Annotated in this window: 22 protein-coding genes and 1 pseudogene; 12 read left to right on the top strand and 11 right to left on the bottom strand. The window is 61.4% G+C overall.

Annotated elements, in window-relative coordinates; all coding sequences use genetic code 11:
• Positions 1–240: 240 nt before the first annotated feature.
• From N181_RS30070 to N181_RS30050, 5 genes are all read right to left on the bottom strand, one after another.
• Positions 241–1,491 (bottom strand): bifunctional alpha/beta hydrolase/OsmC family protein, encoded by a 1,251-nt coding sequence (locus tag N181_RS30070; RefSeq protein WP_037436116.1) that lies wholly within the window; start codon positions 1,489–1,491, stop codon positions 241–243.
• A gap of 211 nt (positions 1,492–1,702) precedes the next feature.
• Positions 1,703–2,209: a peptide-methionine (S)-S-oxide reductase MsrA gene (gene msrA, locus N181_RS30065; protein ID WP_014332042.1), complete on the bottom strand. Its 507-nt coding sequence runs from the start codon at positions 2,207–2,209 to the stop codon at positions 1,703–1,705.
• Positions 2,210–2,653, bottom strand: coding sequence for a peptide-methionine (R)-S-oxide reductase MsrB (msrB, locus tag N181_RS30060; RefSeq protein ID WP_037436118.1), 444 nt, complete (start codon positions 2,651–2,653; stop codon positions 2,210–2,212).
• Between the two features lie 289 nt (positions 2,654–2,942).
• Positions 2,943–3,398: a carboxymuconolactone decarboxylase family protein gene (locus N181_RS30055; protein WP_014332040.1), complete on the bottom strand. Its 456-nt coding sequence runs from the start codon at positions 3,396–3,398 to the stop codon at positions 2,943–2,945.
• 24 nt (positions 3,399–3,422) lie between these two features.
• Positions 3,423–3,839 carry a cupin domain-containing protein gene (locus tag N181_RS30050; RefSeq protein ID WP_037436119.1) on the bottom strand — a complete coding sequence of 139 codons (417 nt, stop codon included), beginning with the start codon at positions 3,837–3,839 and terminating at the stop codon, positions 3,423–3,425.
• A 240-nt stretch (positions 3,840–4,079) separates the two neighbouring features.
• Here N181_RS30050 and N181_RS30045 point away from each other — a divergent pair, with 240 nt between their 5' ends.
• Positions 4,080–4,613 carry an RrF2 family transcriptional regulator gene (locus tag N181_RS30045; protein ID WP_037436120.1) on the top strand — a complete coding sequence of 178 codons (534 nt, stop codon included), beginning with the start codon at positions 4,080–4,082 and terminating at the stop codon, positions 4,611–4,613.
• A 39-nt stretch (positions 4,614–4,652) separates the two neighbouring features.
• Here the strand turns inward: N181_RS30045 and N181_RS30040 are convergent, their stop codons facing one another.
• Together N181_RS30040 and N181_RS30035 are read right to left on the bottom strand one after the other, a co-directional pair.
• Entirely contained in the window at positions 4,653–5,090 is a 438-nt protein-coding gene (locus N181_RS30040; RefSeq protein ID WP_037436122.1) for a TA system VapC family ribonuclease toxin, read from the bottom strand.
• Positions 5,087–5,314 (bottom strand): hypothetical protein, encoded by a 228-nt coding sequence (locus tag N181_RS30035; RefSeq protein ID WP_037436124.1) that lies wholly within the window; start codon positions 5,312–5,314, stop codon positions 5,087–5,089. Before N181_RS30035 ends, N181_RS30040 begins: the two co-directional genes overlap by 4 nt.
• A 410-nt stretch (positions 5,315–5,724) precedes the next feature.
• Between N181_RS30035 and N181_RS30030 the strand changes: the two genes are divergently transcribed.
• Positions 5,725–6,711, top strand: a complete 987-nt coding sequence (locus N181_RS30030) for a patatin-like phospholipase family protein (RefSeq protein ID WP_234885986.1) — start codon at positions 5,725–5,727, stop codon at positions 6,709–6,711.
• A 513-nt stretch (positions 6,712–7,224) separates the two neighbouring features.
• Here the strand turns inward: N181_RS30030 and N181_RS30025 are convergent.
• Entirely contained in the window at positions 7,225–8,616 is a 1,392-nt protein-coding gene (locus N181_RS30025) for a S8 family serine peptidase (RefSeq protein ID WP_037436126.1), read from the bottom strand.
• A gap of 142 nt (positions 8,617–8,758) precedes the next feature.
• Here N181_RS30025 and N181_RS30020 point away from each other — a divergent pair, with 142 nt between their 5' ends.
• Together N181_RS30020 and N181_RS30015 are read left to right on the top strand one after the other, a co-directional pair.
• On the top strand, positions 8,759–9,301 hold the full coding sequence (locus N181_RS30020; RefSeq protein WP_037436127.1) for an RNA polymerase sigma factor: 543 nt from the start codon (positions 8,759–8,761) through the stop codon (positions 9,299–9,301).
• Positions 9,298–10,080, top strand: coding sequence for an anti-sigma factor family protein (locus N181_RS30015; protein ID WP_060564129.1), 783 nt, complete (start codon positions 9,298–9,300; stop codon positions 10,078–10,080). Before N181_RS30020 ends, N181_RS30015 begins: the two co-directional genes overlap by 4 nt.
• A gap of 556 nt (positions 10,081–10,636) precedes the next feature.
• Here the strand turns inward: N181_RS30015 and N181_RS30010 are convergent.
• The gene (locus tag N181_RS30010) at positions 10,637–11,350 is read right to left on the bottom strand and encodes a DUF6065 family protein (protein WP_037436132.1); all 714 of its coding nucleotides are present in this window, start codon (positions 11,348–11,350) and stop codon (positions 10,637–10,639) included.
• Between the two features lie 162 nt (positions 11,351–11,512).
• Here N181_RS30010 and N181_RS30005 point away from each other — a divergent pair, with 162 nt between their 5' ends.
• The 6 genes from N181_RS30005 (at position 11,513) to N181_RS29980 (ending at position 17,425) form a co-directional block, all read left to right on the top strand.
• Entirely contained in the window at positions 11,513–11,764 is a 252-nt protein-coding gene (locus tag N181_RS30005) for a hypothetical protein (protein ID WP_037436133.1), read from the top strand.
• 400 nt (positions 11,765–12,164) lie between these two features.
• Positions 12,165–12,854 carry a response regulator gene (locus N181_RS30000; protein ID WP_037436134.1) on the top strand — a complete coding sequence of 230 codons (690 nt, stop codon included), beginning with the start codon at positions 12,165–12,167 and terminating at the stop codon, positions 12,852–12,854.
• A 47-nt stretch (positions 12,855–12,901) separates the two neighbouring features.
• On the top strand, positions 12,902–14,071 hold the full coding sequence (locus tag N181_RS29995) for an FIST signal transduction protein (RefSeq protein WP_037436135.1): 1,170 nt from the start codon (positions 12,902–12,904) through the stop codon (positions 14,069–14,071).
• Positions 14,068–16,305 (top strand): hybrid sensor histidine kinase/response regulator, encoded by a 2,238-nt coding sequence (locus tag N181_RS29990; RefSeq protein WP_060564127.1) that lies wholly within the window; start codon positions 14,068–14,070, stop codon positions 16,303–16,305. Before N181_RS29995 ends, N181_RS29990 begins: the two co-directional genes overlap by 4 nt.
• Positions 16,306–16,409: 104 nt before the next feature.
• The gene (locus N181_RS29985; RefSeq protein ID WP_037436141.1) at positions 16,410–17,075 is read left to right on the top strand and encodes a hypothetical protein; all 666 of its coding nucleotides are present in this window, start codon (positions 16,410–16,412) and stop codon (positions 17,073–17,075) included.
• Entirely contained in the window at positions 17,072–17,425 is a 354-nt protein-coding gene (locus N181_RS29980; RefSeq protein WP_037436143.1) for a hypothetical protein, read from the top strand. The genes N181_RS29985 and N181_RS29980 overlap by 4 nt, the downstream gene beginning before the upstream one ends.
• A 7-nt stretch (positions 17,426–17,432) precedes the next feature.
• Here N181_RS29980 and N181_RS29975 read toward each other — a convergent pair whose 3' ends face one another.
• The gene (locus tag N181_RS29975) at positions 17,433–18,251 is read right to left on the bottom strand and encodes a quinoprotein dehydrogenase-associated SoxYZ-like carrier (RefSeq protein ID WP_037436148.1); all 819 of its coding nucleotides are present in this window, start codon (positions 18,249–18,251) and stop codon (positions 17,433–17,435) included.
• 160 nt (positions 18,252–18,411) lie between these two features.
• Between N181_RS29975 and N181_RS29970 the strand changes: the two genes are divergently transcribed.
• A complete protein-coding gene (locus N181_RS29970) occupies positions 18,412–19,476 on the top strand; it encodes a quinoprotein relay system zinc metallohydrolase 2 (protein ID WP_037436153.1) in 1,065 nt (354 codons plus the stop codon).
• Between the two features lie 121 nt (positions 19,477–19,597).
• Here the strand turns inward: N181_RS29970 and N181_RS29965 are convergent, their stop codons facing one another.
• Positions 19,598–20,203 carry a hypothetical protein gene (locus N181_RS29965; protein ID WP_037436150.1) on the bottom strand — a complete coding sequence of 202 codons (606 nt, stop codon included), beginning with the start codon at positions 20,201–20,203 and terminating at the stop codon, positions 19,598–19,600.
• Positions 20,204–20,374: 171 nt separating this feature from the next.
• On the opposite strand from N181_RS29965, the pseudogene N181_RS33550 reads away from it, so the two are divergent.
• Positions 20,375–20,497 (top strand): annotated as a pseudogene (locus tag N181_RS33550) (S-(hydroxymethyl)glutathione dehydrogenase); the annotation flags it as partial.

Raw genomic sequence — 20,497 nt, 5'->3', positions numbered from 1 at the left:
AGCCATCATGCTCTGGCTCAAATGATTAAATTGTCACTACAGCCTAGTGTATAGGAAGGGTCCCGACGAGGCGTGACCGTCCGCTGAGACTTTCTGCGCGGCGCCGGATCTCGAGCGCAATGCTGTTGATCCGGTGCCCGCATGCTGTATTCCTGAACCGAAGCAGATGTCGCGCCGGCCGCATTCGGCGGCGGCCTGATCATGCGCGTCGCGCAAGTTCATGGCGCAAGCACGCTGAAGCTATCCTGTCGTCACTTGGGGTTGTGATTTCACGACGGTTTTTATCTTCGCCACGGCTTCGAGCGTGCGATGGACCGGGCACTTGTCGGCAATCTCGGCAATCTTGCTGCGAAGCTCATCGGAGACCTCGCCATCGATGGAAACGACGCGCTCGAAACGGTCGATCCTGCCACCATCGCTGCGTTCCGGCTCGGTGCATTCCTCGCAGTCCCTGGCATGGATCTTGGCATGCGAGACGTCGACGCCGATGCGGCCGAGCGCCAGCTTCTTGTGATCGGCATAGAGGCGCAGCGTCATCGAGGTGCAGGCGCCGAGAGCGATCGACAGGAAGTCATAGGGCGATGGTCCGGAATCGAGCCCGCCCACATTTTCGGGTTCATCGGCGAAAAGCCGATGGCTGCCCGCTTGAACCGCGTTCTGAAACTTGCCTTCGCCCGTCTCCGTCACGCGGACATGTTCGATCGGCTCCGTGCCCTGCGGCGTGTCGGCGGCGAGATAGCGTGTCAGCCATCCCGAAATGATCCGACCGGCGAAGGCCGCGTCCTCCTGGTTGGTGAGCAGGTGGTCGGCCTTGTCCAGCGAAACAAAGCTCTTGGGATGTTTGGCTGCGAGGAAGATTTCGTTGGCGTTCTCGATTCCGACGGTCTGGTCCAGCGGCGCGTGAAGGATGAGGAGCGGCTTTTTCAGGCTGGCAACAGCGTCCTTGATGCGCTGTGCGCGCGCGTCCTCGACGAATTGCTTTCTGACAAGGAACCTACGCCCGGCGAGATCGACTTCGGCCGCCCCGATCTTCTCGATCTCGTCGAGGCTCGCTCCGAAATTCTTCAACACGTGGCCGACATCGGCCGGCGCGCCGACCGTGGCCACGGCGCGCACTTCAGGAATGTCGCTGGCGACCGCGAGGACCGCCGCACCACCGAGCGAGTGGCCGACCAGCAACGACGGTGCCTGATAGTGATGGCGGAGATAGTCGGCGGCCGAAAGAAGGTCGGCAACATTGGAGGAGAAATTCGTCGAGGCGAATTCGCCTTCGCTCGATCCCAATCCGGTGAAATCGAAGCGCAGGACCGCGATGCCTTCGCGTGCAAGCTCCGCTGCAATGCGGCGCGCTGCCGCGAGATCCTTGGAACAGGTGAAACAATGGGCAAACAGTGCATAGGCACGTAATGGCCCGTTGGGCAGATCGAGGCGGGCGGCGAGGGTTGCGCCGGAATGGCCGGCAAATTGGAGCCGTTGCGTGTTGAAGGCCATGGTGATGCTCCTTTGAAAGGAAATGAGTATTCTACATCAGCAACACCTATCCGGATGGTGGTTGTTCCAGGCCGAAGCTTCGCCAGGTTGACTCAAAAGCACAGGCGCTCTTTGGCAGAGGCATTCAAACTGCCGGGGTGGCCCTTGCGTGGCCCGGCGTGTCCCCCAGGCCCCTCAACTCGAACGCAACCCGCCAGAGGCAGGCGGCCGGTTATTCGGCCGCCGACCGCCGGGGCAACACCCAGTTGGGGCGCACGAAGTGGCAGGTGTAGCCGGTCGGATAGCGCTCCAGGTAATCCTGGTGCTCCGGCTCCGCCTCCCAGAAGTCGCCCACCGGCTCGACTTCGGTCACCGCCTTGCCCGGCCACAGGCCCGAAGCGTCGACGTCTGCGATGGTGTCCTCGGCTATGCGCTTCTGCTCGTCGTCGGTGTAATAGATCGCCGAGCGGTAAGACATGCCGACGTCGTTCCCCTGCCGGTTCTTCGTGGTCGGGTCGTGGATCTGGAAGAAGAACTCCAGGATCCGCCGGTAGCTGGTCGTCTCGGGATCGAAAACGATCTCGATGCCTTCGGCGTGGGTGCCGTGGTTGCGGTAGGTCGCGTTCGGCACATCGCCGCCGGTGTAGCCTACGCGGGTCGCAATGACGCCGGGGAGCTTGCGGATCAAGTCCTGCATCCCCCAGAAGCAGCCACCGGCCAAAACAGCTCTCTTGGTCATTCAGATGTCCTCTACCTGGTTGATATACGCGCCGTATCCCGCGGCCTCCATCTCCTCGCGCGGAATGAAGCGCAGCGCGGCGGAATTGATGCAGTAGCGCAAGCCACCCCGGTCCTCAGGGCCGTCGGGAAACACATGGCCGAGGTGACTGTCCCCATGGGCGGAGCGCACCTCGGTGCGGATCATACCATGGGAGCGATCCCGCAATTCGTTGACATTTGCCGATACGATCGGCTTGGTGAAGCTCGGCCAGCCGCAACCGGAATCGAACTTGTCGGCCGAAGCGAACAGCGGTTCGCCGGAAACGACGTCGACATAGATCCCCGGCCTCTTGTTGTCATGATACTCCCCGGTAAAGGGGCGTTCTGTGCCGTTCTCTTGGGTCAACCGATACTGCTCGGGCGTCAGCTTCCTGACCACTTCGTCGGTCTTTGTATAGGTCATTGCCTATCTCCGTTCCTGGGATTTGTTGCCTGAATATGGTGAAGGACCACGAGGATTCCCAATTAGGATGTGCATATTCAATAGCCACGCGATCGGGGCGGATTGTCATGCCGGTCACCTAGTGGCCAAGCGTCGAGAGCGCCCGCTCCAGCGGCAAGCCAACCTGCAAAAAATTTCTTCATAGCAACGCCTCGGTTCGAGCATTCACGGTTTCGCTGAAACCGTGAAATGCTCTAAGTCCTTGAAATGACGCCTTCGCTGGAATTGCCGTAGGGCGCGTCGTTCGGTCTTATTTTTCGAGCGCCGCCTGTGGCGTGTTGCGGAAACTGATCGCCATGCGATTGTAGGCGTTCATCAGGCCGGTCGCGATCGTCAGATCGACGAGTTCGCGCTCGTCGAACACGGCATGAACGGCCTCGTAGGCGTCGTCCGGCACGCCGGTGTCGGCCACGCGCGTCACCGTTTCCGCCCAGGCAAGGGCGGCCCGCTCACGCTCGTCGAAAAGATTGCCGGCTTCCGCCCACGCCTGCACCAGCGCGATCTTCTCGATTTTCTGCCCCTTCTTCAGCAGGTCGCGCGTGTGCATGTCGAGGCAGTAGGCGCAGTTGTTGATCTGCGAGATACGCAGATAGACCAGATCGACCAGCACCGGAGGGAGGCTGCTCTGCATGACGTAGCCGTAGACTCCGCCCAGGGCTTTGACGCCGGCCGGTGCGATCTGGTTGTAGTCGAGACGCTTGCTCATGTGTTTGTTCCTTAAAATCGGGGATCACTCGATCGGGGTGGTCAGGGCCTTTTCGTCGCTATTGAGGACGAAGACGGCGAGCAGCTTTGCGGGCCTGGTCTTGCTCGCGTTGCGGCTGACGAGGTGCTTGGACGCCGGCGGTTCGTACCAGTTCTCGCCGGCGCGATAAGTCTCCGTCGGGCCGTCATTGACCTTCGATTCGATTTCCCCAGAGAGGACGTGGGCGAAGATGAACGACGATTCCGCGTGGCTGTGCGGTGCCGAGGCCCCGCCCGGCGGATAGTCGACGATTACGGCCTTCAGCGTCTTACCCGGAATGTTCGGTATCGCCTTTTCGAAGTGGGGCGTAACCGTTTCGGTCAAGTCATGTGCCGTGGCAGGCATTGCGATGGCGATGGAGAGGGCGGCGCAGGCTGCGCCGATGACGGATCGTGCATTCATGATGGCATTTCTCCTTTGTGGCGTTTTCAGCTCCTTGTCTCCGGAGGGGAGACGGCTTCCGCGACGATCACTACGGCGCCGCATTAACTACGACTAAACTAATCGCAGTAAAAGGGCAACGGCAGTTGCGACTGCTATCGAGAGACCCTCTGTCAACATCTGGGAGACGGGAAGGGGATTGCGAAAACCAGCTTTCCATGATATCGGCGACCAATCTAATCGGTGTTATTGGACGGTGCCATGGCCCATGTAAGCGCAGGTGTCGAATACGCTCTGCACTGTCTGCTTTATCTCGTCGATGCGCAGGAACTGGAGCAGCCGGCAAGCGCGCGCGATCTTGCCGAGTTGCAGAAAATCCCCGCGGAATTCGTTGCGAAGCTTTTCACCAAGCTTCAGAAGGCGGGCATCGTCGCCGCGCGCGAGGGAATCGGCGGCGGCTTTGCCCTGGCGCGCCCAGCGACAGAAATCACTGTTCTTGATGTTGTCGAAGCTGTCGACGGACGTAAGGCCCTGTTCGAATGCAAGGAGATCCGCGCTCAATGCGCGCTTTTCGGCGACCATACCCCCCCTTGGGCGGTGGACGGCGTCTGCGCCATCCACGCGGTTATGATCGAGGCCGAGAAGCGGACAAGAGATGCGCTGGCGGCTCACACATTGGCCAACATCAAGGGGCGCGTCGCGACAAAGGCACCAAGGGATCACGCGGGCCGCGTCCAGGAATGGCTGGTGGCGCGCATGCCGAGGCGTGGCCGCCGCGCTCAGGCGTCGCAATAGCTCCCCAGCGCCGGCGGTGTCTCAACGGGAACGCACGACCTATTTGCCGGTGATCAGGTGCAAGGCAGAGTTGCCCCTCGTGACCGCCGCTGCTGTTAGCTTGCGATCGAATGTCGCCAACTGGCCGTCATGCGCCTTCGCGAGCGCAAGCAGATAGGTATCGGTTACCTGCCCCGAAGTCAGGATTTTCGCGGGAGCGATATCACCTGACCCGACGAGGCTCACGTCGTCCGGCCAAAAACAATGACCAGGGAGCGACCGCAACTTGCCAACGATCTCCATCACGAGTGCCGGTGAGCCGGGAGAATTGGGGTATTTGGGATTGCCGACAATGCGGAGGACACCGTTTTCGGTAATGGGACAGGTCGCCCACGCGGTCTTGCCGGTCGATGCGAACCAATCGTGCGCATCATCATGGGCTACATGGCCCGGATCGATCAAGGCAATCAGCACATTGACGTCGAGCAGGAAGGTCACGGCAGTTCGTCGCGCAAGGCGTTGACGATCTCGAGGGTAACTGGCGGGGTATCGGGTCGCGACGACAGAAGAGGAATTCCATTGCGCTCGCCACCACTGCGCGGCCGGCGCAAAGAACGTCTCGCCAGCTCGGAAATGACCTCGCCGAGACTGCGGTGCTGCTGGGCTGCCATCGCCTTGGCGGCGATCAGGACATCGTCATCGATCGCTAGTGTCGTTCTCATACGTGCCTCACTCGCTGCGCATCAAACATCACGCATCGTATAAGGCAAGAGGTTGAATTTCTCAAGGCGGATACAGAAAGGCGACGCAGCCATTGGTTCAACATGTTTGCCGGGGGAGGGCCACTGAAATCACGGCTTCGACGGAGGCACTCGTTCCAGCGCTTGCGGCCTCGGGGTTCAAGGCCCGCCCGACATGATTAATGGCCACGGCCGCTTAGCCAAACCCGCCGGCGGCATGGATCACTCCCCTATGTAGCGATGCCCCACTGCGTTGTATCACCGGACAGCAGCCGTCGCTTTGTGATGGCACACCACTTTGGCGGACGATCAAAGATCTTGAGGGCAGTGTCCGGTCAAGGGTAACTCTAGCCTTCAACGAGTACCGCCGCTACTATTGCGGATATATAAATTTGAGTAAATTCACGGAAGTTGTATTTTTCATGCCGCCGATTCCCAAAATCGCGATTGCCTGCCAAGGAGGAGGCAGCCATGCTGCGTTTGCGGCGGGTGTGCTTCGTGCGCTCCTGGCGCCCCAGTTCCGTGATCGCTATCAGCTCCTTGCCTTGAGTGGGACGTCGGGCGGCGCGATGTGCGCCGCGTTGGTGTGGTCCGGCCTGATCCGCGAAGGGGCGGACGAGGCTGAGCGCCGTCTGATGGACTTTTGGCGCGACCTCGAGGTGCATGACATATTCGATGCGGTGGCGAACTTCTGGGCAGTGTCGTGGGCACGCCTCCCGGTCACCGCCGAGATCAGCCCTTACCTCTATAGTCCCGTGGCCGAGCCGCGGTTGCGCGAACTTCTCAGTCGTCACCTCGACCTTGCGTCGTTGCCGAGCGAACCCCATCGTCGGGCGAAGCCGAAGCTCCTGATCGGGGCCACGGACATCACCCATGGCCTCGGGGTGGCGTTCGAGGGCGAGAGCTTGACCTATGATGAACTGATCGCCTCGGCCGCGGTACCCCCGCTCTTTCGTGCGGTGCAGGCTCACGGCACTCTCTTCTGGGATGGGCTCTTCAGCCGTAATCCGCCTGTACGCGAATTCACCGAGTTGCCGGAGCGGCCGGACGAAATCTGGGTGGTGCAAATCAATCCGCAGCAGCGGCGACTCGAGCCGCGGGCGATGCCAGAGATTATCGACCGCCGGAATGAGCTGTCTGGTAATCTGGCGCTCAGTCAGGAATTGCTCTTTATTACGAAGATCAATGAGCTTCTTGCCGAACATCCCTCACTCGGCGCACGCTACAAACCTATCGCCATCCGGGTCGTCGAACTCGAAGGTGACTTAGACTATCCCTCGAAGCTGGACCGCTCCGGTGCGACTATCGAGCGCCTGATGCGAAACGGCCAGGAACGCGCAGCATGGTTTTTCGACGGCCGATCTTTGTGGCCACGCTAGCGGACAACGAGGCCGCCGCCGAAGAATTATTGGGACCATAGTCGTCGCCAACTATCGGGATGAGTGCGGTGGCGTTTCGAAGACGCTCAGCCTTACCGTGAGCGCGGCACATGCACGCGCCGATAGCCGTAACGCATCTGCGCCTGGTAAATATCGTCGATCTGCAGAACGGTCACCCATCCTTCAAGAAGTTCAAGAGCTTGGGCACTCTCCTTCAATATACTGACAAACTGCCGTTGAATCGGTGTCGGCAACCAGTTCGACCGGATGGAAATGCCTTTTGGTTGCAGGGGGAAAAAAGAAGACGGGTGCGGAGCCGGGCCCGGTCCGCCTGATGCGGCCTGCCGACCATGCTCGTCAGCGTTCCGATGAACGAAAAGCGGCCAGTATACTGGATCAGCCTGTCCGCCCACGCACCGCAAAGCCTGGCGGTACCGTCGGGAGTAGCCACGCCGAACGGCCAATGGGCTACTCAATTGAATATAGGTCGACCCGACTTAAAATCGTCGTGATCTAGGGTGCTGTCTTGCAGATGGCGCGCGCGTTCAACAGACCCCAGCCAAAGACCGGATCTTTGCCTGGATCCCCTAGGTCTTCGGCGCTTCCGCTCAGCATCTCTCGAACACGGCGGGGGGCGAGTTCCGGGTCCGACGCCTTCATCAGCGCCACCGCGGCGGTTACGAAGGGCGCGGCGAACGAGGTACCTGTCTTCGGACGCGCGCCGCTCACTGAGGCCGCGGTCCACACGGAAACACCGGGGGCCGCGAAGTCTATGTGCTCGCCTCGGCCGGCGCGCCGGTAGGGCCGCTTGCGTTTGTCGGTCGCCGTTACGGCGATCACCTCTTCATAAGCTGCCGGATAGACGGGCTCTGCCCGCGGGCCGCTGTTGCCGGCCGCCGCAACCATGATGATGCCGCGTTCAGCCGCCTTCTTCACGGCCTCTCCAAGAAGCAGGTTGGGCGGGCCGGCAAGGCTCATATTGATAACCTGTACCTGCCGTCCGGCGAGCGCGTTGAGGGCGCGTACGAGATCAAAAGCGGCGGACCGGTCATCCTGCCGACCGGCGCGGTGAAACGCATCCACGGCGATCAGTTTGCCGCCGGGGATTAGACCCGGCGTGCGGCTCGTCGCCGAACCGACGAGCAGCGCCGCGACGGCTGTACCGTGCTGCTTGCCCGACTCGGGCAATTTTCTATCGGCGAGGCGGATGATTTCGACATTGTTGTCGTCGAAGGCATCGTGTTCGGGGTTGATCGCCGTGTCGACAAGACCAATCGTGGCTCCGCCCGTGCAAGCGCCTGGCCAGTCCTGCGCCGTGGGCCATCCGATCACGGTGCGTGCCATGCAGTCGCCAGCAGCGCATCGCGCCTCGGCCCGTTGTTCCGGTCGGTAATAATGGTTGAAGTCGACGACGGCCGAGGGCGCTAGAGTTCGCGCCCGCTCTTTCGCGGCATCCAGTGTCAGCCCCGAGGGGATGCGAAGCTTGGCTACGTCAACGTTGAATGTCGCCATCGTGTCTTGTTCCAGGACTTGAAAGCCTGCCGCCGTCAACTGCTCGAGCTGAGCCGGGCTGAAACCCAGCCCGACGACCTCATCGGGGGCTCGTGTCGTTGCAGACGGTACGGAGGCCCTTGCGCGCCGTGAAGTGTTCCGACGAGGGAAGAGGTCGCGGAGTCGGAATAGGCTCCTGCCACCGCTCCATCCCGCGCCGGCACCGTAGGAGCCGGAGCGCCCGGAAGCCCCGCGGTCGTCATCGTCGCCGCCATCATCGTCGTCGTCGGCCAGAGCTTCACTGCTTCCGAAAATTTGAGACACCATTGCGTGGCGCGGAGCCAGGATATCGCCGCCGAAAAGTGCGATTGCAGCAAGGGGAGCGATCAAAGCAAGTTTCAGCGTGGAGAGCATCCGAGTACCTCGATCGGCTTGGCCGGGCTCAAAACAGGGCAGCGCATTTCTTGGAGGCACGGGCGAGTGCCTGTAGATTGGATGGAAACGGCTGAGTCGTCGATCTATTCCCTCTTCTAGTCCAAATTGCGGAGTTCGGGATATGAGCAATGCGGTGAAGGATGTCGGTGAGCGCCTCACGGCGTTCCTGCCCAATCTTCGCCGCTTCGCCATCTCGCTCTGCGGCGCGCGAGATGTCGCCGACGATCTCGTGCAGGCGGCTTGTGAGCGGGCGCTCGCCAGTGCCGAGCGTTTCGAGCCCGGCACGCGCTTTGACGCGTGGATGTTCCGGATTCTCCGCAACCTCTGGATCGATCAGGTGCGCAGGCAGAAGACCGCGGGCGTCCAGGACGATATCTCCGAACGGCACGACCTTGCCGGTGCATCTGGAGAGCGCGAGGCCGAGGCGCGACTGACCCTCAAGACTGTGGCTGAAGCGATCGGCGATTTGCCGGACGAGCAGCGGGAGGTGCTGCTTCTCGTGTGCGTCGAGGAGCTTTCCTATCGCGAGGCGGCCGATGTCCTCGATATTCCGATCGGAACTGTCATGAGCCGGTTGGCGCGGGCGCGCAAGGCTCTTGGCGAGGCCGCGGGAATAACGACGACGACGGCACGTTCTCGGGTGATGAAGGGCGTAAACGAATGACCAGGACGGATTTCTCCGACGAGATACTGATGCGCTTCGCCGATGGCGAGCTCGATGCCGAGATCTCTGCTGAGATCGAGCGGGAAATGGAAACGGATGACGCGCTTGTTGCGCGGTTGGCGCTCTTCATCGAAACGCGCCACGCAGCCAAGATAGCCATGCAGCCACTTCTCGAGGAGCCGCTGCCGGCCGAACTGACGGCCGCCGTCGAAAGGGTGATCGCGGCGAAGACCTCTGCGCAGAACGAATCCGGCGCCAGCGTTCTGCCGTTCGCGCGCCGAGCCGCAAACGATCGGCGTGCAAGCCGCTGGCTCGCGCCCGTCGCCGCCTCTCTTGCGGCGGTTATCGCCGGCTTCGGTGGATACTGGCTGGGCCGCGGCGGACAACCGACGGCCGAGGGCGTCCTGCCTCCGACGGCTCTCAGCAGTCCCGCGCTTGAAGAGGCGCTCGAGACCGTCGTCTCAGGCGAGGAAAGGCAATTGTCGGGCCCCAACCAGCGCTTCCGGGCGATCGCAACGTTTCGCGACAATGACCAGGCTCTGTGCCGGGAGTTCGAAGTCGACTCGCCCGACCGCTCGACGGTGGTTTCCGTTGCCTGCCGCGCCGGCGCCGAATGGCGCGTAACCTTTGCCGTCGTAGCTCGCGGCGATAGTGGCGGCTATGCGCCGGCGTCATCCACCGAAACGCTCGACGCCTATTTGACGGCGATCAACGCCGGGGCGCCGCTCGAGGCAGAGGAAGAGGCAAAGGTCCTCGGAGGCCTGCGCGAACAAAAATAAGGGCGTGGCGAACGCCGATCATGGAATAGAGGGAAGTGTCGCCCGTTACTCCGCCGGACCGACTGATCGGTTCGGTTTAATAAAGGAGTAAATGGCATGAAAAAGCACTGGAAAGTGAGTACGGCACTCCTCGCCGGCCTGGCGGCATTTGTGGGGCATGCCGCTGAGGCAAGAGAGCATCCGCTAACTCTTCCTGACGTCGAGAACTCGTCCAGGCAGAACGCGCAAGCGACTGGCCGGACCGACGGTGAAATCATCGTCGCCGGTAACAGTTCATCGAATTCGAGCTCGAATTCCTCGAGCAATTCGAGCTCCAATTCGTCATCGAACAGCTCCTCGAACTCGAGCTCCAACTCATCCTCGAACAGCTCTTCGAACTCGAGTTCCAATTCGTCTTCGAACTCGTCCTCGAACAGATCTTCCAACTCGAGTTCGAACAGCTCTGGCCGTGACTATCGTCCAGGCAAGCTGTGGCGCGTATGGCGGTGAAGCGGCGGGCGAAAAAAGCGGGGGCCGGATCGATCCGGCCCCCGTTCCTTATGCGCCTCGCGAGATTTCAGCGAGCAGCGCGCGCCGTCTTGCGATACCAACCTTCGCCGGCAATCGTATTCCTGTAAATCGTATCGCGTTCCACGGCCTCGCTGCGGGTCTCGGCGCGGATCTCTGCCGTCACGGCGGTATCGGCGCGGCGAAACGGTATGACCTGCACGAGCGGCGTGCCCTTCTCGACGACATAGAGACCGTCCGGTGCCGTCGCAAAGAAGGGAAAATGAATGTGTGCGGCATAGGTGTCGGTGTCGACGATGCCCGCCACGCATTCGAAAGGCTGTCCCTGCCGGTTGAGCGGCGGCAGAAACAGGCAACTCCAGCCCGGCGGCGTGCGGATCGACCAGTAGTTATGAAACTTGCAGGGCGGTGAGGGCTCTCTGGGATTTCCCGCCACCTGATGGGCGCCGTGATTGCTGACCATCACCCGGTCGAACTCCCAGCCGGCCTCGACATTGCGGCCGCCATTCTTGATCTCGAGCCTCACGGTTGCAGCGACCGGCAGGATCCAGCCGCTCGTCATCGCGTCGAGGAATGGCATGCAGCGTTTGACAGTTAGACCGTTGTTGGTCGTCGACAGATGCTTTTTGTCGACCGGCGGCAGCCTGCGGAACCAATCCGGCAGGGCCAGCTTGGCGGCTATCGGCGGTGCGATGACGTCGCGGTCCTCCGGACGGCAGATAAAGCGGATCACCCGCGGTCCTTTCTGCAGAAAATGAAACATCCCGGTTCCTCCAGTTGAGTGGCCTGGGAGAAACGCAGCGGAGGAACTTCTATTCCGTCGCTGTTGATGACGCAGTCATGCGCTAGTTGCTAGAATGGGGAAGCTGCAACTCGCGAAGTGGAACATCACGCCGGGACGCGTTGTGGCAACGGTGAGCACGCCATGCAAGTTCAGGTCGAAACCTTTGTGGACAAAGGCGGAGCCGAGAAGCTGCGACGACTTTACCTCAACGGTCGGCAGATCGAAGTGGCCGAGAACATCGATCAGTGGCATGGCGCCGACCACCGCTACTTCAAGGTCAGGGGCGGGGACGGCAATATCTACATTCTGCATGTGGACGATCTGCGAGCGGAGTGGGCGCTGACGATGTATCAACGCTCGCAAACACAGGATGCCGGTACGCCTGAGCGGTAGATCCGGCCTCGATCCGGTGCCCTATCGGCCGGCGTCAGGCGCAGCCTGTGAGCGACGCCATCGCTTGGACTTCATCGCGACGTTCGGCAACTGCAAGCCATTCGCGGTTGGGGCTGCTGTCGCGGACGATGTCCTTTCGGATAGCGAGGCGCGTGAGTTGCTCGCCCAGGGAAGCGTATGCCGCTCGCCGAGATAATCGGTCCGTCAGGTCGCGTTGTAGCGTTGCGTAAGGGGATAGTTACATTATACGGCAATTGCCTGGCCTGGAAAACTGTGCGACAAAATGCCTCGCGTCGTGCCGGGAGAGCATGGCCGTATCGGGAGGAGAGATATTTTCCAGTGGTCCTTGGGGTCGGTTGGAGCCGGCGCCTTGGCCGGGAATACATTTGGGAGGAGAGCCATGTCGCGGACCGCTTTGCCCGTCCACTCGCTTTCAATAAAATCGGCCCTGGTGATCGATGATCATCCGCTCTATTGCGACGCTCTGGCCGCGACGATGGAAAGCACCTTCAATACGCGTCGAATTCGAACAGCCTGTTCGCTCGGTGAAGCCTTGCAGCAATTGCGGATGCGGTTTTCACCTGACTTGATCATGCTTGATTTGAACCTGCCCGATGCGTCGGGACTAAGCGGGTTTCTGAAGATCAAGGAAAAGACACCTGACATCCCGGTCATCGTGATCTCGGCGATCACGTCCAAAGACGTCGTCCAGTCGGTCATCGCCGCCGGTGCCGCGGGTTTCATCCCAAAGGATATCGGCCGCCAGAATTTCCAGGAGGCGATGCAGGATATCTGGAACGGCAAGACATACGTGCCGCCCGGCTACTCGATGCCGGCCCGCACCCGGGCCACCGACCGGTCGGTGGAAACAATCTCGCGCAAGATCGCTCATTTGTCGCAGCAGCAGACCCGCATTCTGGGGCTGATCTGCGAAGGGATGCCAAACAAGCTGATTGCCTACGAGATGCAACTGGCCGAAGCGACCGTCAAAGCTCATATCACGGCGCTTCTTCGACGGCTGGGCGTTCATAATCGCACACAGGCGGCAATGCTGGTGCGCGAAGTCTCGATCCGCCACAGCCTCCAGTGAGATGTGCCGGCCGAGGCACCGAGGCTGGAAGTGGAGGATAACGACGCATGACGGCTGTCGACGACCTTGATCGCAATCCGGCGGAGGGGGTGCGGCTCGCCGTATCGCGTGCCTCTGATGCGGCCGTTGCCCTTGCCGAGATCAAGCAGCAACTCGCCACGGCAAGGCCAAGCTTCATCCTTCTGTTCTTGCCGAGCAGGTTGCAGCCCGATGACATTGCTGAAGCCGTGCGCAGCTCCTTGCCGGACAAGGTTGTTTTCGGCTGCACGACCGCCGGCCAGATAACGGCGCGGGGGTATGAGGACGACGCCTTGTTGGCAATCGCCTTCGAGCGGCGTCACTTTAGGGTCGCCTCGGCCCTGTTCCATCCGATCTCGCCGGTTTCGATTGCCGATGTCGTGTCGCAGACGGAGCGGCTCGCCTCGCAGTTTCGCGCAACGCCGGGTCGAAAGCGGCTCGCGCTGGTTTTTGCCGACGGACTGTCCAAGCAGGAGGACATCCTGATGGCGGCCCTGGAGGTCGGACTGAAGGACATCCCCGTGTTTGGCGGCTCGGCCGGTGACGGGCTGCGCTTCGAGCACACGCAGGTGCTGCACAATGGAGAGTTCCACAGCGATGCCGCGCTTCTCCTGCTTTTGGAAACCGATCTGGCCTTTAGCGGTCTCGGCTTCGACCATTTCCAGCCCACGGACGTACGCATGGTGGTGACCCGCGCCGTTCCGGAGGAGCGGCTGGTTCTGGAGATTAACGGCTCGCCGGCGGCCGAGGAATATGCCCGGCTCGTCAAGGTACCGGTTGGCGAATTGTCGCCGATGACGTTCGCCGAGAACCCCGTGCTGGTGCGCAATCGCAATCTCTATCATGTGCGGGCGATCCAGCAAATTCACGGCGAACATGGCCTCACCTTTCTTTCGGCAATCGACGACGGTCTGCTGTTGACGCTCGGCCGCGGCAAGGAAATCATCCGCACGCTCGATTCCGGCCTTGCCGTCAGCGACAAGGACGGGGAGGCGCCTGATTTCATCCTGGGGTTCGATTGCTATCTGCGAAAGCTTGAGATCGAGCGCAAGGGCCTGGACGGCGAGGCGTCCGAGCAGTTCCGGCAGCGCCGCGTCGTCGGCTTCAACACCTATGGCGAACAGCATCTCGGCGTACATGTGAACCAGACCTTTGTCGGCGTCGCCTTCTTCCGGCCAAAGGGAGGCGCGCCGCTGTGATCAATCCGGACGAACCCTACGAGATCCAGCTTGCCAAGCAGGCCAAGATTATCGAGGCATTGATCAATCGGGCCGAGCGCGGTCACGAAGTCGGCGGTTCCGCCTATTCGCTTTTCGAATCGGCCATCGCCCTACAGGCAGAGGTCTGGGAAAAGACCAAGGATCTCGAAAAGGCCCTCGACACGCTCGGCAGGGCGTCGAGCGAGCTTGAGATCGCCCATCAGGCGCAGGAACGCACCCAGAGAAACCTTGCCGATGCCATGGTGGCCATGGAGGGTGGCTTCGCCCTCTTCTCGGAAGATGGGTTGCAGGTCTGCAACGCCCAGTTCCGGCACCTGCTCCCTGATATCGAGCCGCTGGTCAAGCCCGGCCTCGCTTTTGACGACTATCTCGCAGCCGTCAACGCCAGCAAGTTTCTGAATCGGAACGAAAGCGGAGTGACTGGCCAGCCGATGGTGAAGGAGCAGAGGTCCGGTCAGCGCTTTTCGTCCTTCGTGATGGAGCTCAGGAACGACCGCTGGTTCCAGATTTCCTGCCGGCAGACCGGTTCAGGCAACATCACCGTCCTGCAGACAGAAATCACCGACATCGTGCGGGAGAACCGGCGTGAGAAGAACCGCCTGATCGACCAGCAGGCTCATTTCCTGCAGGCCGCTTTCGATCACATGTCGCTCGGCATCTGCACATTTTCGGCGCGCGGCGAATTGCGGGTTCGCAACGAACGCTTTGGCGAGCTTCTCGGCGTGCCGCTTTTGCTTCTGAAGAAGGGAAGTCTCTTCCTGCGCATCGTAGAACATGTCGAACGTCACGAGATCCTCGACCGCAAAGGACGCCGGTCCGAATTCGCCGGTTGGTTAAAGTCCACGCGCCGCGGCGAGACGGTGCAGGAACGGTTCAGGCGGCGCGATGGGATGAGCCTTGACATCCGCATCCATTCCCTGCCTGACGACGGTTTCATCGTGTCGGTCATGGACGTGACGATGGAGACGCAAGCGGCGGCGCTTCTCGAGCAACGTGTACAGGAGCGTACCGCCGAACTGATCGAGGCCAATCGCCTGCTCAAGATCCATAGCGATGAGCAAGCCAAGATCGAAGGTGCTCTTCGGCAGGCGAAGGAAGCGGCCGAAGCAGCTCACACGTCCAAGACTCGCTTTCTGGCGGCAGCCAGCCACGACCTTCTTCAGCCGATCAACGCCGCGAAACTTTATCTTTCGATGTTGACGGAAACCGTTGGACAGCCGGGGGTGCAGGACGTTGTCAGCCGGCTCAACCGCTCCTTCGCCTCGACAGAATCTCTTCTGCAGGCGCTTCTTGATATTTCGCGGCTCGACAGTTCGGGGGCCGAATTCAACGTCACATCGTTCGACTTTGGAAGCGCGCTGCAGGGCGTTGCTGAGGATCTGGCGCCCTTGGCGACTGAAAAGAGGATAGATCTTCGTATCGTCCCTTCCACGCGTTGGGTCACCAGCGACCAGCGCTACCTGATGCGCTGCATCCAGAACCTGGTAGTGAACGCTATCCAGTATACAGAGCGTGGCCGCGTGCTCGTCGGTTGCCGCCTCAGCGGCGATCGGCTGCGGATCGAAGTGTGGGATACCGGCATCGGCATTTCGGAGGAGGACCAGACGCGGATCTTCAACGAGTTCACCCGGGCTGGCGGTGCGGGAAAAGGCACCGGTATGGGACTTGGTCTGTCGATCGTCGAGCGTGCCTGCCGGCATCTCGACCATCCCGTCCGGCTGGTGTCGCAGCCCGGCCGTGGCTCCGTCTTTTCGATCGAGGTGCCGCTGGCTGTGCCTGGCCGTGCCAGCGCCTGCGAAAATCCCGTAACGGAGCCGATGCTCGACGGCAGCCTCGATCTCATCGTCATGGTCGTCGAGAACGATGCCGATGAGCTTCACGCCATGACGCAGATTCTGGAGAGCTGGGGAGCGAGCGTTCTGGCTGCTGCCTCGACCGCCGATGCGGCGGCGCTGACGCAGGAAATCGGCACAGCACCCGACATTCTGCTGGCCGACTATCAGCTGGACGACGGCGACAATGGCATAGAAACGATCCTGACGCTGCGCGCCCTGGCAGGAGTCGAAATCCCCGCGGTCATTATTACGGCCAATCGGCAGCGAGAGTTGCTGCGGCTTGGCAACGAGATGTCGTTCGCCGTGCTCGCCAAGCCGGTGCAACTGGTGCGGCTGCGCGCATTGATCGACTGGAAGACCCGGGCGCGCGTGGTGTGAAAGAAACACAGACAAAGGTCTCCGGTGACATTGCCGCAGCCATTGCTAGGCTTGTCGCCAACAAACGGGAGCCTGAAAACAGGCCCCAGAACGGGAGGTCTGTGATGCGTATTCTTCCTTTGCTTGCGCTGCTCCTGCTCGGTCTCGGCCATGGCCCGCTTGCAGCTGCCGAAACTTACGAGCTTCTCTTCCCGTCGACGGCGCTGAAAGGGCTCGAGGCGGCGCCCGGCGGCCAAAGCACGCTCGTCTACGACAGGGTCATATCTGGTGCCGACGAAGGGCAGGCAGACGGCAGCTTCAGCATCGGCCTGAAGATCAAACCCGACGACAATGTCGCCCTGACGCTCTATCAGGGCACCCGGTCTCGCGGGCTTGGCAATTACCCCGCCTCGGTCGGCAATCCCCTCATCATGTACTTTCTCGAAAGCGTACTTGCCGATGTTGCCTTCCAATCTGGCGGCAGCCCCTTCTATATGCGCAACCGGATCAAGGAGTCCCTGCTGCGCGACGCGCAAATCGTGCCCGTGTCACTCCGTTATCATGACCGCGAGATCGCTGCGCAGCAGGTGACGATCCGGCCGTTCGCGAACGACAAGGCGCGCGAGCGGATGGGGCGGTTTTCCCAGCTGGCGCTCGCCGTCACCGTGTCGGACGATATTCCTGGCTGGTACTATTCATTGGTTGCCACCGTTCCTGCGGCGACCGGCGGGGCAGAGGCCGGCTATACCAATGCCATCACTCTGAAAGCGGCAGGGGAGGCGCGGCCATGATGCGGTCGGCCCTATCGATGCTGGTCATCGCCGCAGCGGCTGTGCCGGCCAACGGGCAGAGCATGTCGGAGCGCCTCAATGATTATCCGACCGAGGCGCGGGCCGATTATGTATTTGGCTGCATGGCGGCCAACGGCCAGAGCCGCAAGGTGTTGAGTCAATGTGCCTGCTCGATCGATGTGATCGCTTCCATCCTGCCATACCGCAAATATGTCGAAGCCGAAGCGGTGCTGTCGCTCCAGCAGGCGGGCGGCGAGCAGATGGCCATGTTCAAGTCGGCGGTCGTGCCGCGCACCATGGTGGCCGATCTGAGACGCGCCCAGGCAGAGGCGGAGATCCTGTGCTTCTGACGGACGCTCAGGCGGGCGGCGTTTTCGGCAAAACGCGGTCGAAGACATTGCCGTCCGTATCGACGGCATGGACGGTGAAGGCCGGAGCGCCGTTGTCGGTATAGCTGAAGCGAAACACCGGATTTTCGCTCAGCGAAATCCCGCCATCGAGCGCAAACAAAAGATCGTCGCCCTGCTTCACCTCGAGCTGGGCAATGAAATTCGCACTGATGAACAGTTGGGTGATCTGGTCGCGCTGCAGGCCGGAATAGTTCGGATGGCGAATCATGATCTGCGCCTCACGGCGGGCGTTCGGCGCCGGCGCCTTGCCATCGAAGAGTTTCAACCGTATCTCTCCCATGCCATTCAGGGCCGCGACCGGATCTTTCGTGGCCGGCGCCGAGCAGCCACCGGAGGCTTTGACGAAGCGGCCGTACATGAAGATCCCCTCCGGTGTCTCGGCAATGACCCGGATGTTGGAATACTGGTTGACGCGGACGCGGGTTTCGAATTTGAGCGGCGCCATTGCCCGGCCGAAGCGGATTTCCGCGGCCACAGGCGCGGGATTCTCGTCGATCACCAACTTGATGGAATCGACATGGCCGGCCGCCGGCTCCCGCTGCTCGATCGTGACAGGCACAGTTGCTGCGTCGTTGGCGCGGTAGGGGGCCGCGACGGAGAATAGGGCGGCGCCGTCCAGAATGGTCGTGTCGCCGACGATATCGCCTTTCAGTTCATCCCAGGTGGGCCCTTCGACAAGCGGATTGTCGGGCCTCTCCTGCTGGGCGGATGCGAGGCTTGCCGCCAGCAGCAGGGAAAAACCTGCGAAGATGAGCTTCTGCTTCATGGTTCAAGATCCCCTTTTCAAGGGAAGGGCACGACTCCGGGTCGGGCACCCGTCAACATAGGACGAAGCAACAACGAGCAGAACCGAGCCTTTCGGATGTGTTGCGGGGCTCGACTGGCGGACGCAGGCTTTGCAGGTCGCCGGCAACGGGGGGTTGGATGTGTTCGAGGCGTTCGTGACAATCTGCATGCTTGCCGCTGCCGGCCCCGTTTCGCCGCTGCCAGGTGAAACCTGCCGCATCGCTCTGCTGCCCGGTTTTGCGGCCGAAACCAAAGCGCCCTGCGAGCATGCGTCACGGCTGGCTGCGCCCCAGCCGGCCAGTGTGAAGGCGGAGGGCTTGCCATTTTGCGCGCTGAGGCCGCGCTCGGCCCTCGGCTTCAGCGAGGCGGCCCCAGGCGTGTTCGTGCATCTCGGCAAGGTGGCCGAGCCGGATCCGGCCAATGTCGGCGACGTTTCCAATATTGCCTTTGTTGTCGGATCGCGCGGCATCGCCGTCATCGATGCCGGCGGCTCGCGCAAGGTGGGCGAAGAGATCTATCTGGCGATCCGCGAACGCAGCACCCTGCCGATTACCCACCTGATCCTTACGCATATGCATCCGGATCACGTTTTCGGCGCCGACCCGCTTCGCGAGGCCGGAGCGGCGGTCATCGGCCATGCCAACCTGCCGCGAGCACTTGCCGATCGCGCCGAAACCTACCGGGCAAATTTTGCCCGCCTGATCGGCGAAGCAGCATTCCTCGGCAGTCAGGCACCGGTGCCTGATCGGGTGATCGCCGAACAGGAGATGATCGACCTGGGCGACAGGGTGCTGGAGCTCCGCGCATTTCCGTCAGCCCATACCGCCAGCGATCTGACGGTTTTCGATCGGACTTCCGGCATCCTCTTTGCCGGCGATCTGCTGTTTGACACACATACGCCAGCTCTCGACGGGTCATTGCGCGGCTGGCTTGCCGCTCTTTCGCGGATGCAGGGGTCTTCGGCACGCCGGGTCGTGCCCGGCCATGGTGGGCCGCTGCTCGATTGGCCGCAGGCGGCCGAACCGGTCGAGCGCTATCTCGGCGCGTTGGAGGCCGATACCAAGCGGGCGCTTGACGATGGATTGGCGCTCGGGCCGGCAACCGAGGTGATAGGCCGGAGCGAGGCGGATCGATGGCTTCTGTTCGATCTCTTCAATCCGCGCAACGCGACCGTTGCCTATACGGAGCTTGAGTGGGACCCCTAGATCACGATGATTTTTGGTCGGGCCGACGAAAAATTATAAACGTGATCGATTCTAAAAAGTTAGAGCGGGATGCGGGCGGAAAGCCGCCCACACTTTTTCCGCATCCCCCTCTAGCAGTGGCTCAATGCGGCATATGCTTGAGCAGGATCTGGGCAATGGCATAGGCGCGTTTTTCCAGAAGCACTGGCGTTTCGCAGACATAGGTGAGCGCTTGCGAGCGATCACGGTAGATGCGCTCGTCCCAGTCGATCTGTTCCTCGAGCTTGTCGATACGGTCGAAATCCGGTTTCGCTTCGCCCGCAAGCTTCGCCATCTCGACCCGGCTGCCGTCGATCCGCGAGGACAGTGCGATCTGGCTGCGGGAATAGCGGGCTATCCCCGCGATGACCCGTTGCCGGTTGCCGGAGAGATTTTCGAACACCGCGAGGAAGATATTGCCGAGCAGTTGACCGTCCACCGGCGCAGTCTTCTCGATGAAAGCCTGGATATGGGCGCCGGCCTCTGCCAGCGTAACACGGCGAAGCGACAGGATTGCCACGAGATCGCTTGCCGCAGGCGCAAGTGGCATGCGGGTTATCGGCTCCGGCCACATCAGGCTCACTGACAGGTTCTCGGCCTTGCGCTGAATGCACGGCCAGTCGGGATCGGAAAAATCCATGGCGCCTGCAGTGCCTGGAGCTTGCGTTAGGCAAAGCGCCAGACCAATCGCATGCCAGGCGGCTCTCATCCTTCTCCTCCGTGTTCGAACGAAGGTCAGTATAGGCTGACCAAGGGCAAAGCCAAAGGTCGCGATTTACACACTAAGGTCGCAATTGTCATTGCGCCTCTGCCCGTCTGTAATCTGTGTACAAGGCCCGAAGAGGCGGCCCTTACAGAACGCAGTTACCGGAGGCATTTCATGCGCACACGCGCTGCTCTGGCTGTTGAAGCCGGAAAACCCCTTGTTGTGACCGAAGTCGAGCTCGAGGGCCCCAGGGCCGGCGAGGTGCTGGTCGAGGTCAAGGCGACCGGCATCTGCCAT

Source organism: Sinorhizobium fredii USDA 205, from assembly GCF_001461695.1.
Taxonomy (GTDB): Bacteria; Pseudomonadota; Alphaproteobacteria; order Rhizobiales; family Rhizobiaceae; genus Sinorhizobium; species Sinorhizobium fredii.
Note: the sequence above shows the minus strand (reverse complement) of the source record. Positions and strands in the feature narration are given on the sequence as shown.